Source organism: Candidatus Thiosymbion oneisti (assembly GCF_004359955.1).
Classification (GTDB): domain Bacteria; phylum Pseudomonadota; class Gammaproteobacteria; order Chromatiales; family Chromatiaceae; genus Thiosymbion; species Thiosymbion oneisti.
This window is the reverse complement of the sequence record NZ_SMSC01000025.1, coordinates 68,044-81,615: the sequence shown is the minus strand read 5'-3', so window position 1 is coordinate 81,615 and position 13,572 is coordinate 68,044. Positions and strand designations below refer to the sequence as shown.

The 13,572-nt window shown below is 51.6% G+C and carries 11 protein-coding genes and 2 pseudogenes; 5 read left to right on the top strand and 8 right to left on the bottom strand.

Features of this window, described 5'->3' with window-relative positions:
* Nucleotides 1–129 precede the first annotated feature (129 nt).
* The 3 genes from E1958_RS21375 to E1958_RS20405 all read right to left on the bottom strand — a co-directional run bounded on the left by E1958_RS21375 (nucleotide 130) and on the right by E1958_RS20405 (nucleotide 1,040).
* Nucleotides 130–354, bottom strand: coding sequence for an acyl carrier protein (locus E1958_RS21375; RefSeq protein ID WP_424945090.1), 225 nt, complete (start codon nucleotides 352–354; stop codon nucleotides 130–132).
* Nucleotides 294–656, bottom strand: a complete 363-nt coding sequence (locus tag E1958_RS21370; protein WP_243725283.1) for a hypothetical protein — start codon at nucleotides 654–656, stop codon at nucleotides 294–296. Before E1958_RS21370 ends, E1958_RS21375 begins: the two co-directional genes overlap by 61 nt.
* A 138-nt stretch (nucleotides 657–794) precedes the next feature.
* On the bottom strand, nucleotides 795–1,040 hold the full coding sequence (locus E1958_RS20405; RefSeq protein WP_165742324.1) for a hypothetical protein: 246 nt from the start codon (nucleotides 1,038–1,040) through the stop codon (nucleotides 795–797).
* 99 nt (nucleotides 1,041–1,139) lie between these two features.
* On the opposite strand from E1958_RS20405, the gene E1958_RS15060 reads away from it, so the two are divergent.
* The 5 genes from E1958_RS15060 (at nucleotide 1,140) to E1958_RS15040 (ending at nucleotide 5,354) form a co-directional block, all read left to right on the top strand.
* Entirely contained in the window at nucleotides 1,140–1,931 is a 792-nt protein-coding gene (locus tag E1958_RS15060) for an adenylyl-sulfate reductase (protein ID WP_207787942.1), read from the top strand.
* A 38-nt stretch (nucleotides 1,932–1,969) separates the two neighbouring features.
* A complete protein-coding gene (aprB, locus tag E1958_RS15055; protein WP_133512590.1) occupies nucleotides 1,970–2,449 on the top strand; it encodes an adenylyl-sulfate reductase subunit beta in 480 nt (159 codons plus the stop codon).
* Nucleotides 2,449–4,341: an adenylyl-sulfate reductase subunit alpha gene (gene aprA, locus E1958_RS15050; RefSeq protein ID WP_133512589.1), complete on the top strand. Its 1,893-nt coding sequence runs from the start codon at nucleotides 2,449–2,451 to the stop codon at nucleotides 4,339–4,341. The genes aprB and aprA overlap by 1 nt, the downstream gene beginning before the upstream one ends.
* 132 nt (nucleotides 4,342–4,473) lie before the next feature.
* On the top strand, nucleotides 4,474–4,824 hold the full coding sequence (locus E1958_RS15045; protein WP_133512588.1) for a hypothetical protein: 351 nt from the start codon (nucleotides 4,474–4,476) through the stop codon (nucleotides 4,822–4,824).
* Between the two features lie 20 nt (nucleotides 4,825–4,844).
* Nucleotides 4,845–5,354 carry an FKBP-type peptidyl-prolyl cis-trans isomerase gene (locus E1958_RS15040; RefSeq protein WP_133512587.1) on the top strand — a complete coding sequence of 170 codons (510 nt, stop codon included), beginning with the start codon at nucleotides 4,845–4,847 and terminating at the stop codon, nucleotides 5,352–5,354.
* Between the two features lie 177 nt (nucleotides 5,355–5,531).
* On the opposite strand, the pseudogene E1958_RS21365 reads toward E1958_RS15040, so the two are convergent.
* From E1958_RS21365 to nosZ, 5 genes and pseudogenes are all read right to left on the bottom strand, one after another.
* A pseudogene (locus E1958_RS21365) lies at nucleotides 5,532–5,768 on the bottom strand (transposase); the annotation flags it as partial.
* A gap of 291 nt (nucleotides 5,769–6,059) precedes the next feature.
* The gene (locus E1958_RS20970) at nucleotides 6,060–6,221 is read right to left on the bottom strand and encodes a hypothetical protein (protein ID WP_208108605.1); all 162 of its coding nucleotides are present in this window, start codon (nucleotides 6,219–6,221) and stop codon (nucleotides 6,060–6,062) included.
* 1,518 nt (nucleotides 6,222–7,739) lie between these two features.
* Nucleotides 7,740–8,600, bottom strand: a pseudogene (locus tag E1958_RS15030) (transposase); the annotation flags it as partial.
* Nucleotides 8,601–9,031: 431 nt separating this feature from the next.
* Entirely contained in the window at nucleotides 9,032–9,991 is a 960-nt protein-coding gene (locus E1958_RS15025; RefSeq protein WP_133512585.1) for a hypothetical protein, read from the bottom strand.
* Nucleotides 9,992–10,991: 1,000 nt separating this feature from the next.
* A complete protein-coding gene (nosZ, locus tag E1958_RS15020) occupies nucleotides 10,992–13,304 on the bottom strand; it encodes a Sec-dependent nitrous-oxide reductase (RefSeq protein WP_133512584.1) in 2,313 nt (770 codons plus the stop codon).
* Between the last annotated feature and the right edge of the window lie 268 nt (nucleotides 13,305–13,572).

The window sequence follows — 13,572 nt, the reverse complement described above, 5'->3', positions numbered from 1 at the left end:
GCACAGAGAATTGGCCTGCGCTCTTCTCTGTGTCCTCTGTGTCCTCTGTGGTTTAAACTTCACAGACTGGCAGCTGATGCCACCGTTTTTGCGATACCCTCGACTGGGAGAGGGAGTAAAGTCCTCGGATCACGACCTTGGCTCCTTGGACGAGGGGCCTTTCTCGTCCGTGGTCTCCTGCTGGGTCGATACATAGCGCGCCAGAGAGTCGATGTTCGGATAGTCATACACCAGCGCCGCGGGCAGCGGTTGCCCCAGCCACTTGCTGAGTTCACCCGACAAACTCGCTGCCGTCACCGAATCGATACCATAATGAACGAAGCGATGCCGGGTATTGATTCGATCCGGCGGAATATTGGTGAGCTGACTGATCCTGTTGAGTAACCAGTCTTTGACGGTTTTGACTTCGATTTGCCTACGCTCTCCAGGATACCGGCCATAAATTGTCCCCGACAGGCGCGGCGCTGCACCTTGCCGCTGGAGGTCTTGGGGAGACGTCCGGGTTTCAGCAGCAAGATGGCGTGGACAAGGATCTCGTAGCGTTCGAGTATGACCCGGTGGATGGCCTCGAATACTTCCCTGGTATTCAGTTTCCGCAACCAGGCCCGTTGCACCTCCTGCACGACAACCAGGCGTTCCTCGCCTGCTTGCTCCACGGAGAATGCGGCCCCGCCGTTGGCAGTTTAGAATGATAATCGTTCGTATTAGAGATTTCAACCTCTCCTTTCCGCCCCCTCGTAGCGGCAGCAAGAACCGGGGCGATGTTCGAGGGAAGGAGGCAAAGGAACTAGCCATCAAGTTTTTCGTGTCCAAACAGCATCCTGTTCGATTACGATTTGGATTTCGATTTGGGGTTGAGGAACGAAGCCCGGCACGGATAAGTTGAGCTTCGTTCCTCGATCCAGCCCATACCATGCTCGTTCGAATGAGCGCTCCGCGCCCGATAGGTGGATGCCGTTCTCCGTTTGACGACCGTAACGATAAAAAATTTTTATGTGTGACCATAAAAACTTTTTGGTTTCGCCGCGAATAATTGCCATTCATAATTATATTTGCATTTAGTAATATCCGAGGAGCTTGGCAACATGATCACGAACAACCCCTTCCCCGAGCTTTCGGCGCTTATACCCGCCTTTGTAATGCAGGCGTACGTCGTGGCTATGTTCCTCCTGGTCATAGCCGGCACTGTGCTTGACATGATTCACAAGAAAAGCGCGCAATATTTTTTCGAGAATACGCAAAAAGCGAAGAAAAGCGCAAAGCGTACCGTAAGCGGGGCAGAAAAGACGTCGCTGTTGTTGAAAACTATTACCAGCGAAGTTCTGACTTCTGCTGAGCTTGCAAATCCCAGGCGCAGGATTTCCCACCTTTTTACCATGTACGGCTTTATCACATTTATCGTTACTACGGTCATTCTGGTTTTCGCCTATCCCACCCCCGCTGATCAAGCACCAACGATCCTCCCCCTGCTTTGGCACCTTGGCGCATTGATGCTTTGCTTTGGTGGTTACTGGTTCTGGTTCTTCATCCGGGTCGATGTCTCGTCCGAAGGCCATCCTTGGTATCGCCTGGTGCGTGCAGACCTCTTCATTGTCTCACTGCTTGCGACTGCAACATTCGCCTTGATCTGGTCCGCATTTCAGGCCATGGGTGCGTCCGGATTGAGTATCTTCTTCTTTGCTTTGTTCATCCTTTCCAGCACCGTGCTGTTCGGCACCGTCTTGTGGTCCAAGTTCGCGCACATGTTCTTCAAGCCCGCGGCTGCTTATCAAAAGCGGTTAACCAAAGCGGATGGCTCGAGAGAGAATCTGCCGGAGCTCGCCGACAGAGCAAACCCGGCTGACAGAGACAGGCACTCCATGGAGTTGCTGAAGGACGCGCCACTCCATATGGGGCTTGGTATCGAGCGAGAAGCTCCACGCCATTACTGAAATGACGGTAACCGATCAACCAAAGTAAGGGGAATGCTATGCCCACCTTTGTATACATGACTCGTTGCGATGGCTGTGGAATGTGCGTCGACATTTGCCCTTCGGACATCATGCACATCGATACGACCGTCCGACGCGCCTACAACATCGAGCCCAACATGTGCTGGGAGTGCTACTCGTGTGTAAAGGCCTGTCCCCATCATGCGATCGATGTTCGCGGATACGCGGATTTCGCCCCGCTTGGACACAGTCTTCGAGTAATCCGCGAAGAAGAAAAAGGCACGATCGCGTGGCGGATAAAGTTTCGAAATGGGACAGAGAAGAATTTCCTGTCTCCAATTACCACCAAGCCTTGGGGTCAGGAGATACCCAAGCTTGCCGATCAGCCGGAACCCTCACCGGAAATGCGTGATAGTCAGCTCTTGTTCAACGAGCCCAAATATATACGCCTGGACGACGGTGATTTACACACATTGGAGTCCAATGGCCTGAAAATGAAAGAAGGGGTGTACTACTGATGGCCTTCAAAACAATCGTTGAAGACGGCATCGATGTCTTGGTCGTTGGTGCGGGTTTGGGCGGTACCGGTGCTGCCTTCGAGGCCCGGTATTGGGGTAAAAACAAGAAGATCGTCATCGCCGAGAAAGCCAATATCGATCGTTCCGGTGCGGTCGCCCAGGGCCTTTATGCGATCAACTGCTACATGGGCACACGCTGGGGTGAGAACAACCCGGAAGACCATGTACGCTACGCGCGTATCGACCTGATGGGTATGGTGCGCGAAGACCTGCTGTTCGATATGGCTCGTCACGTAGACTCTACTGTTCATCAGTTCGAAGAATGGGGTTTGCCCCTGATGCGTAACCCAAAGACGGGTGCTTATCAGCGTGAAGGACGATGGCAGATCATGATTCACGGTGAATCATACAAGCCGATCGTAGCCGAGGCTGCCAAGAAATCAGCGGACAAGGTCTATAACCGCGTGTGTGTTACTCACCTGCTGCTGGATGAGGCCAAGGAGAATCGAATCGCCGGCGCTGTTGGTTTTAACGTTCGCACCGGCAACTACCATGTCTTCAAATCCAAGACAGTCGTTGTTGGCGCCGGCGGCGCCTCGAATATCTTCAAGCCCCGTTCCGTCGGTGAAGGTGCTGGTCGTGTCTGGTATGCGCCCTGGTCTTCCGGTTCGGCTTATGGACTGCTAATCAATGCCGGCGCGAAGATGACCCAAATGGAAAACCGTATCGTGCTTGCACGTTTCAAGGACGGTTATGGTCCGGTTGGTGCATACTTCCTGCACCTTAAGACCTACACGCAAAACGGGCTTGGCGAGGAGTATGAATCCAAATGGTTCCCGGAACTACAGAAAATAGTAGGTAAAGAATATCTGGATCCAGAAGCTTCGCACAGAACCCATAGACCAATCCCGACCTGTTTACGTAACCATGCATTTATCAGTGAGGTCAATGCCGGTCGTGGTCCTATCCACATGGTTACCATGGAAGCATTCCAGGATCCGCACCTCGAAGAGGTGGGTTGGGAGAACTTCCTGGGTATGACCGTCGGTCAGGCTGTACTGTGGGCAGCGACCGATGTCGACCCCAAGCATCAGAACCCGGAACTGACCACCTCCGAGCCTTACGTCATGGGTTCACACGCAACCGGTTGCGGTGCATGGTGCTCCGGACCGGAGGATGTATCCCCTCCCGAGTATTTTTGGGGCTATAACCGCATGATGACGGTCGAGGGTCTGTTTGGCGCCGGTGACGCGGTTGGTGGTACGCCACACGCCTTCTCATCCGGGTCATTTACTGAAGGTCGTCTGTCAGCAAAAGCGGCCTGCAAGTATATCGACGACGGCAAAGCAGAAGGTATCGTCGTATCCGACAAGCAGATCGATGACCGTAAGTCCGAGATCTATAAACCCTTGGAGCAGTACAAGGTGTATCGGAATGAGATCACAGCCGGCACGGTCAATCCGAACTACATCAACCCGCGGCAGGGCCTCGACCGGCTGCAGAAGCTGATGGACGAGTATGGTGGCGGCGTGACCGTCAACTACATGACCAACGAGAAGCTGCTGAATATCGGTCTCAAAAAACTGAAGATCCTGGAAGAAGACCTGGAAAAAGTCGCAGCGGAAAACATACACGAGCTGCTGCGTGCCTGGGAGTTGAAGCACCGTCACCGTACTTCCGAGTGTGTCATGCAGCATACGCTATTCCGCAAGGAAACCCGCTGGCCCGGCTACTACTATCGTGGTGACGCCCTCAAGCTGGATGATGAGAACTGGCATGTGTTGACAGTTTCTCGTCGTGATCCTAAGACAGGTGAGTACGCCATGGAGAAGGCGCCTTGTTATCACCTAGTCGACAAAGACGAAGAGAGTAGCGCGCAAACAGCTACGTAGCGTAACTTCTTTTTTCCTTTAAAAGATCAACATGGAATATGTTGATCTTTTTTTATTGCTGTCCTGCAATACCGAACGCTTGCTGTAGCGATGATGTCAACAACGAGGAAAGCGATTGATGGTGAATAGGCGATGAACATAACGGAACACACGGATGAAGAGATCCTGGCGATTGCCAACCCGATGTGGGATGATCTTGTTAGATACTCTAATAAAGGCGACTACGGAAAGTTCATACGGAAATTTTCGTATTCGCTGCTTCTTGGCCTCAATGAGGTTGAAGTGGGGAATCAGTTTGCAAAAAGCGAGCTGACGAGAAATTTGTCCGAAGAAAGAGACTATCTCGGTATCATCCGTCGTGGCGAGCACGTGACGGTTCTTTATCGGCAAAGAAGTACCAAGAAAGAAGGTGAATGGCTCGGAAGACTAGTGCTGGGCTATGAAAATAGAGAGGTGAAGATTTTCAGCGCCTCCATTTTCTAAACATCGCTTCTCGCAAAGTTATGAAAGAGACCATAAAGAATAATAAGTTTGTCGAGCTAACGTACAAGGTCATCGACAAAAAATCGGGCAGTGTGCTCACCGTGGTCGAGTTTCCCTTGGGTTATGTCCATGGCGCCAATACACTCCTGTCGCCTCGAGTCACAGAGGAGTTGGAAGGTAAATCGGTTGGTGATGTCATTCAGGTGCCTATCGACTGCGATCGGTTATACGGACCGCGAGACGAATCCTTGGTTTTCACGGACTACATCGAAAATGTTCCCGAGGAATATCGAGAGATCGGCACGACGATTGTGATGGAAAACGAAAAGGGCGAAACCAGAGATTTCGTTGTAACCAGAGTAGATGAAAAAACATTGACAGTTGATGGCAATAATCCGCTTTGCGGTCGAGCGGTCGTTTTTTTGCTCGAGATATTGACTGTTCGCGATGCAACCGATGAGGAGATTGAAGCAGGCGGGAAGATCGACGCTGATCCGGAAATCGAGGAGATTCTCAGAAAGCAACGATAAACAAAGTGGGTGTCCTTTTATTGACTATAGTAACCACTGCTTGTACTCCTTGTGCTAGAGCCATTTGAAAAATAACTACTATATTGCTCTTCTAACTCATCAAACACATAGTTGCATTTCTCTTCATAGCTAAGCCCGTGTAGGGCGGGATAGCGCAGCGTATCCCGCCTTCCGTGATCATTCGAGCTTATCTGCTTGCACTTCCATCGAAGCTGCCCAATCGATCGGAGCGATGCCTGCCGCCACAGATCGGCGAAAGCTGCTGTCAGGCCAGTCGGCTGCGCACCGGACATGGCCATATTTGACCGGATTAGAGTGAATATAATCGACAGGCCGGGCAAAATCAGTTTCATCCCGAATGGCGTGCTCCCAGAACCGGCGTTGCCAAATTCCCCGTTCGCCTTTGCTCAAGCGCCTGGATGAGGGTAGGGAACATGACGCATAGCGATGCTCAATTAGTGATAGTCAACGATTTCAACGTTTGGCGGGATAGCCAGCGGACCACTCCAGAAGCACACTCGAAATTGGTTATTGATCCGAATGCTGTGCTGACCTGCACGATTTCCCACAAGAGCCTCTAATCTGTTTTCCACCGGCGGGATGACGACGGTTAGGCAGATAGGCCGTGAAAGCGACCCCATCGAAAGTTGAGGCCTGGCCCTTATCTGGTTAGCCTGGTTGGGTTCTATAGTTTTTTAATTTCTTCTATTGAGAAGTCGAAGTATATTTCACAATTTTATCTATTGATTCTCCATCTGTTTTCATGGCCTTTTGCCATTTCAATAACTCTTTTTCCTTTTCCTTCTTCTCCCCTTCTTTTTTTAATCTCTTCTTTCCAAATTTTTCTCCCAAGCTGAAGCCCTTCACCTCCCTTACCCTCCTTTAAACCTTCTTCTTTACCCTCATTCCTGATCCATGCCCATTTTATAAGGCCAAAATCAGCGTTAGCTTGCCTAGAGTTTCTTGAAGAAGATACCCGACTCGACAAAGGCTATATTTAAGGTTTCTTCCGCTGATGATTAAATGGTCAATCCCACTTCGATTTTAAAGAAATTTGCCCTTGAATAAAATGGTCGGTGAGGTCCTGATCTTCGTAGAAGGCGTCACATTCGCGCCAGGATGGTTATGGACCATATATAATAGCACAGACGGCGAGCTTGTAAATCGCCATTCAGGCTTCTCTGGATTGATGCCCGCCATGTTGGAAGAACCCAGAGCAACCAACTCGATATAGAGGGATCTTGTTGGCTTGATTCAATTACCATCCAGAAGTGTTCTGATGCCGATTTTATTCTCTCTACGGAGGAATCCTGGCGCATGATCAGATAAATGTCTTCCGCACTATTTACGGTGATTTTTTTTTGATTTGTTTGCTTAGTTTGACTTCCATTGCATTGCCTTGGTAGCTATATTTTTCTTTCTCGCCCTTCTCTTATTACGTCACCACCGGAAATCTCAGACGAACTTATACCAAGGAATTTTCCCTTCAATGAGAATTTGACTTTTTTTTTGGAAATGGCTGGTTTTGATGAAAAATGCTTCTCCATCTCTTTTTTTTAATACAAACAGACCCTCTCTTTTTAGCTTCTTCTAAGATTGCGGCAAAGTGTTGACGATAGCTTCTCCTAAAACTGTATTCTCTCATTATTCCTAACTCCAACAGCTGAATGCCTATCTTTTGTTAACAGCAGCAGCAATCCTTTATCAATGTGAGCAAGGGTGTACTTGTTTGTTGAGCACATTTGGTTAGATATACATCCTTAGCATATATATTGGAGTGCATATGATATCTCAATTTAGTTTGCGCAAGTGGAACATCTATAGGAATTTAATTGGTATTTCCCGATATGCTGCAAGCGCCAACTGCTTGATCAATGGTTATTTGTCCTCTTTTGGTATAGCTGAGAAATGCATTGTAGTTTCAGTGAACAGATATTGGCGAGCAAAGGTGAGCAACCTTCTGTTATTTCAATGATTTTTTATTTTGGTTCTTCCGTTGCCAATAGCAGCAATTAAAATGATGTATCAATCCCGTAATATTCATTGTCATGCATTCGACGAGGGGAACGGACAACCCAATCGGTCCTCACAGCGGACTTTACCCACTCAAACCTTATCACGCCGCTTGTTTGGCTACAAACACTGGCGTTCAGCAGTTTGGATGCCACGCAAGATACTTGGCCTGACGACGAGGTTGCGAGGTCGCGGGGCCTCGATGGATCCAGACTTATCCTTACGGGTAGTGGTAAACTTATAAGTGAAAAAGTAGAGCGATTCATCTTTTTGATCCCCTCTCCCCAACCCCTCTCCCGGCGAGAGAGGGGACATAGTAGCCAGTACCGCTGGTCATGTTATCACTTATACATTAGCCATTACCTCCTTACGTAACGCCCGGCCCGTCCAGTCGACCAGCTCCAAGTAGTCCTCGAAAGCAAAAGGCACCGCCCAGGGAGTCCGTGCCGTGGCATCAAAGGGCATCAGCGGGGCCTGAGGTAAGACTCGTGTCTCGGCCTCCGGTCGTAACCGCTCCCCGTCGAGTACTGTGTCAGGATCTTTAACGGTTGCAGTCTCCCGCGAGCTGGTTTCGGATCCAGTCCCCTCCGGCAAGCCGACGACGCGTTCCTGAATCGAGGTATAGTCCGAAGTCTCCGGCGTTTCCGCCAGCCCCGCCCGAACCGGATTGAGATCCACATAGGCCATTGCCGCCAGCAACGCTTGCTCATCGAGCAACGCCTGGCTCTTGAAGCGCCCCTCCCAGAAACGCCCCTTCACCCCATCCTCCGCATTGGCCCGGCGGGCGATGTGCTCGTTGAGGGTTCGCATGAACCAGGACAAATCGTGCAATCGCTCCCGGTAGACTTCGGCAAGTGCCTCGACCTCGGCGATCTCCGCTTGGGTCATCTCCGCCCGCGACTCCGAGAGATAACGTGTTACCAACAAGGGTCCGGTGAAGAGCGCCGTCCAGCGCTTTAGCACCTCTTCGATTGACCACTCCAAGGCCCGTTCCCGGTCGATACGCACCACAATGTGATAGTGGTTGCTCATCACCGCGTAGGCGGCCACATCAATGGCAAACAGGGCGGCAAGCTGCTGGATGCGCTCGACGATCCAACCGCGGCGGTGGTCGAAGTTCTGACCCGAGAACCGATCCTCGCCACACAGGAAGGCGCGGCGCACACAACGACAAACGCAATGATACCAGGGGGTGTCTTCAAGGGAGACAAGAGCAGAGCGAGGAGCGGTCATGGTCGGTTTCCTGCGATTTTGGTGTTCGGAAAAGAGCTTAGCTCGGGGCGAGAAAGATGCCAAACAAAGTGGGTGTCCTTTCATTCTTTAGATTTCGGTATTTGCAACCAACAAGAGAGATATCTGAAACGACCAAGACCCCCAGCCAAAACTTCAGATAAGCGATTGTTTCTTTGACGATATCTAGTTGTGACATGATTCTGATTCTGTGTTTTTACCATATTTTGGTTCATTGCACATTTGCCGCTAACGGCCATGCATCAGCCGACGCAAAAAGCAGAGCGAGGAACGAGCGGAGGGGAAAGGGATCAGGTCTTGACCTGTGCCTTCAAGGGTCACGGATCAAGACCTGACCCCATTTCCACATCAGGAAGGTTGTCCTCTTTGTACATAGTGTAGCGACGCGATAAATGTCCGAGTTCATGCGAATGTTAGCATGGTTTTAAATAGTATATGAAGCTCTGCCATGGCAAGATAGCGCCGTCTAAACTATATATTTTCTGATTCTTACTTTCGGTTATTAATCTAAATTTATTTGACATTGAGGAAACAATGTCAAATTCATAGTTAGCAGGATAGTTAACAATGAGGTCAGCCCCAATAACCGGAACTTTTGTTCCTTGCGTATCATTTAGTTTCTTATCGTATGTTTTTTCAATTACGGTTTTGTATTCTACATAGCTTTTTGCTGGCACTTTGACAGAATACTCTACGACCAGTCTGCCGTCAGAGTCTTGAATATCCACGTTCTTATTATTGGTTTTATCATTCGGGTCAAGTTTTACAATGACCTCCTTTTTATCAGATGAAATGCACTCCGCCTCAATAACCTCATACCTAGAATCACCCAAAGAGAATAACTCAAGAATTATTGGATCAATGACATCCTCTTGGCTTAAATTATGGATCTCATACCTGTTCGTCATTCTGCACAGGATCTTATCATCAACTTCTGAAAAATCATAAATCCATTTTGCATTTTTTCTCAGTATTTTGTTTTCAATTATTTCATGTTTGATAACTTCGAAAACGTCAGCAGGAATTATCGTTTTAAAAAGACTATCAAACACATTTATATTTATTGCATTGTGTAGTTCCTCCAATTCCTGCTCTTTCTTTTCCTGTTGATCTTTCTGAATCTTATTGGCTACAAAAACAGTTATAAAAACAGCAGCTGATAAACCATACAAAAAATTTGCAAGCAATGACAAAAACTGATGCCAAAGTGGATAGCTAATTTGTAGTGTTTTAATAATGTTTCCTTCTGAATTAAGAAAAGATATAGAGTTTAACTCAACACCAACCTGAGATAGAAAAATATCAAGAGAAAATGCTGCCACTGCAATGATGACAACTAAAATTAGGTAACCAATAAAATTCTTGTTTCCCATAGTTTTTTCGTATTTAATGCTAACTACAAGTAGACCTCAAAAGCGACGTAAGAAAATACGTCGAAAGTGAGGCCTAATCTGCTTGCCTGTTTGCAAGTACCTGTATCTATTGCCAGTATTTAGAACAAACCCGTCAGGTACTGACAAGGGAAACACCCCCGCCGCCGGAACGCAGACCAAGCCCCGCCTGCTCGACCAGGTCCGGGACAAAATCTGTTTTAAGCCCGCGTAGGTTGGGTAAGGCGCGCCCGTTGTGGCCGCGTCGGGCGCGATGATTGGCGCGCCGTCACCCGACGCAAGATGGCAGACTACGCCGTGTCGGGTAGCGGGCCGTTGGGTAGTAGCCACCCCGTCGGGTGGTGGCCGTCCCTGGCCTGACCCGACCTACGCAGGCTTGAATTAAGCAACGGACCTCGATGCGCGGTACTGGGTCCGAGTTTACGCAATTGTTAGGCGATTTTTTCATTTGTCGGAGAACGTAATTGAGCCTGGCCCCTTTTCCCCCATTCGTGTCCATTCGTGGTTCTTCGATGCGGTTCGTTGCCTGCCTGCCCCGTCCCTGGGGCAGTAGGCAGGCACTCACCGCATCCTACAACCTGGGCACCCGCAAGGGGTACCCCTGACAAAAATCGGCAGTGGCTCAGTTTGAAAATTTTATGCTTGGCCGCTCACTTTCCGGCTCATTTAACGCTACGACGCAATGGCGCCAAGACGCAAAGTTTCTTTGTTCTTTCTTGGCGTCTTGGCGTCCTTGCGTCATTGCGTTTTTTCGCAATTTCCGTTTTTTCGCGAACTGAGCCACTACCCAAAAATCTTTGCGTTCTTTGCGCCTTTGCGGTTCAAAACCCTTCCGCCTCCAATGTCACGTTTAATGCTGGCCTTGCAAGCCGTCGAGGGCGTTGCAGCCCTCTGAACGGCTCGGTGGACGCGAAACAGGCTCTAGTGAGCGCAATGCCATTAAGTTACGCCTCATCAGTCCGAGGCAAAGCCTCGCTAGGGTTTACTGGACCTTTTGCGCGCCGGATTCCTCGAGATAGGTCTTGGCGCGCAGCCCCAGATCGGCTGCTTTGACCTGGTATTGCCACCACTGGTTGGCCCAGAGCATGGCATTCTGCCAGTCTTCCTTGGCGGCGGCCTCTTCCGATTTCTTCTTTGCCCCCTCGGAGAATCCAAGCTGGTCGGTCGCGTCCTCGACCAGGGCCACGACGGTCGGGAAATCCTTGAAGTTGTGGCTGGTGATGTAGGCGACCACCTGATCGATGACCGCCTGGGTTTCCAGGTTGGTCTTGACCTGGGTCTCGTAGTCCTCCTTGGTGTAGAGGGTGCCCTCGACCAGCTTGACCGCAGTCGCCTGGTAACCCTTGGGTCTCACGAGCAGGTAGCCCTGCATCTCCAGGTGCAGCGCCGAGCAGAACTCGGTGCAATAGTAGGGGAATACACCGGCCTGATCGGCCACGAAGGTCGCGCTCGCGGTCTTGCCGGGCTCGATGGAGAGCTGCACGTTCTGGCCGTACAGGGTAAAGCCGTGCACCTCGTCCTGGGCCCGTTCCAGGTTGGTCAGGTGGATCTTGACCGTATCGCCCTCCTCCGCCTCGATGATCTCGGGCGTGATGTGGGAGCGGATGACGGTGCCCCAGACCTCCGTGGTGCACTTGCCCTCGGCGTCGCAGCTGCGCTCGGTCTTTTCGCGGCCGGCGCGGGTCTTGTAGGGCGAGCGCTGATCGGTGCGGCTGTCCCAGCCTGACTTGTAGCGCACCGCCGGCTTCAGCTTGTCGGCCCTGATTGCCACCACGTAATGGGGTTCACCCAGCGGCACCGGCATGTCGTAGAGTAGCTGCATTTTCTCGTTGCTGATGTCGATGAGCTGATGGTTCTGCGGGTGCAACGGGCCGACCGGATTGAAACGATCGATAGCCAGCTTGTTGAGCGCCACCAGGTACTTGCCGTCCGGGCTCACTGTGTCGCCTTCCATGGTCATCAGGTGGCCGATGTTGTAGTGGATGGAGAGCTTGTCTAGGATCTTACCTTCGCAGTAATCGTACTTGGCGACCTGGGAGTCCACATACAGGGAGGTGTAGGCCACGCAGGGTTTGGAATCGAACTGGGTGTGCAGCGGCCCTAGCCCCAGGTTGATCTGGGTGTGCAGCACGTCCTGCATGCCGATGATGGGCACGCCGTAGGGGTCCTTGCCCTCGAACTCGCCCTCTTCGATGGCCTGCATGATCTTCTCGAAGCTGTAGACCGAGACGTGGCTGTCGAGCTTTCCGGAGACGATCAGGTACTTGCCGTCCGGGGTCACGTCCACGCCGTGGGGGCTCTTGGGCTCCGGGATCAGGTAGAGCAGCCCTTCGGCGATGGCCTGCTCCATCGGGATGAAGTACATCCCTCGCTCCTGCCTGACCTTACCGGCCCGGACCAGTTCTTCCGCCTTCTTCCAGTTAGTCACGTGCAGAAAATCCGTGTCCTTGGACGAGCAGCCGGCCTCGAAGGGCGGACGCCCGCGCTCGATGCCACCCACGTAGCGCTCGGAGCAGAAGGAGTTGGTGAAGCCCCAGCCGTAGCTGTCCTGCTTACCCGCGTCCGAGAGGTCCTGGCTGTAGGGGGGCAGCTCGAACACGAATGAATTCTCGGGCTCGATCCGCCCCTTCTCCCGGTTGAACTTCCAATAGGTCAGCCCCCCGCGATACTTGTCGTTGAATTCCTCGAGCGGGACAAAGCCGTCTTCGAGCAAAGGCGCGGCGTACTGGGTCCCCTCCATGACGTACTCGGTGTTGGGGGTGACGAAGGCGCCGCCGTGCTCGGACTTGAAAAACGGGTTGGCCACGATCTGCTTGGTCTCGAAGTCGTGCAGATCGATCACCGCCACCCGGGGGTTGGCCTTGTCGTTGATGAAGAGATACTTGCCGTCGTACTCGCCGTCCGTCTCGGAGATGGCCGGATGGTGGGTATCGCCGTAGACGATGTCCTTGCCGCGGACCCGACCCTGGGCCAGCACGGCCTTGGATTCGTCGTCGAAGCCATAGCCCTGCCAGGGCTCGGGCGTGAAGACGCCGATGTACTTCAGGATGCGCATGGACGGCACGCCGTAGACGATAACCTGGCCCGATTGACCGCCGGAGCTGAACGCCAGGTATTCATCGCGTCCGCCGGTGGGGGTGTAGGTCTTGGCCGCTGCGAGCAGGTCTTTCTCCGTCAGGCCACGGCGCTTCATAACATCCCGCAGTGTCTCAGCGGACCAAGCCGCTGTCGCCGCGCCTATCGTGAGTGCCGTCCCGACTAGAAAGGACAGGCTTCGCCTCGTTAGCTCGTGCATTCTTCCCACCTCCAACAGCTTGTTTCGATGCGCTGGGATTACGGACCTGGCTTAGCTTACAGAGGCTAACAAGACCAGGTATTCCACAGCTTGATCCATGTCAAATCGCACACTTCCCTTGTCGTTCAGCATGGTCGCAAATCGGAATAGCTGACGCACTGTGCAACTTGGAGCTAGGTCGTGTTGACTTTCAAAAGGTCCGCACAGCGGACCCTACGCGAACCATTGGATTGATTGTAGGGTCCGCTGTGCGGACCACTTGAGCTGT

Bases quoted from the DNA above. Each gene is read 5' to 3' on its own strand.
- nosZ (WP_133512584.1), bottom strand. From the start codon at position 13,304: ATGCACGAGCTAACGAGGCGAAGCCTGTCCTTTCTAGTCGGGACGGCA.
- E1958_RS15045 (WP_133512588.1), top strand. From the start codon at position 4,474: ATGAACATAACGGAACACACGGATGAAGAGATCCTGGCGATTGCCAAC.
- E1958_RS15040 (WP_133512587.1), top strand. From the start codon at position 4,845: ATGAAAGAGACCATAAAGAATAATAAGTTTGTCGAGCTAACGTACAAG.
- E1958_RS15025 (WP_133512585.1), bottom strand. From the start codon at position 9,991: ATGGGAAACAAGAATTTTATTGGTTACCTAATTTTAGTTGTCATCATT.
- E1958_RS15060 (WP_207787942.1), top strand. From the start codon at position 1,140: ATGCAGGCGTACGTCGTGGCTATGTTCCTCCTGGTCATAGCCGGCACT.
- aprB (WP_133512590.1), top strand. From the start codon at position 1,970: ATGCCCACCTTTGTATACATGACTCGTTGCGATGGCTGTGGAATGTGC.
- E1958_RS20405 (WP_165742324.1), bottom strand. From the start codon at position 1,040: ATGGCAATTATTCGCGGCGAAACCAAAAAGTTTTTATGGTCACACATA.
- aprA (WP_133512589.1), top strand. From the start codon at position 2,449: ATGGCCTTCAAAACAATCGTTGAAGACGGCATCGATGTCTTGGTCGTT.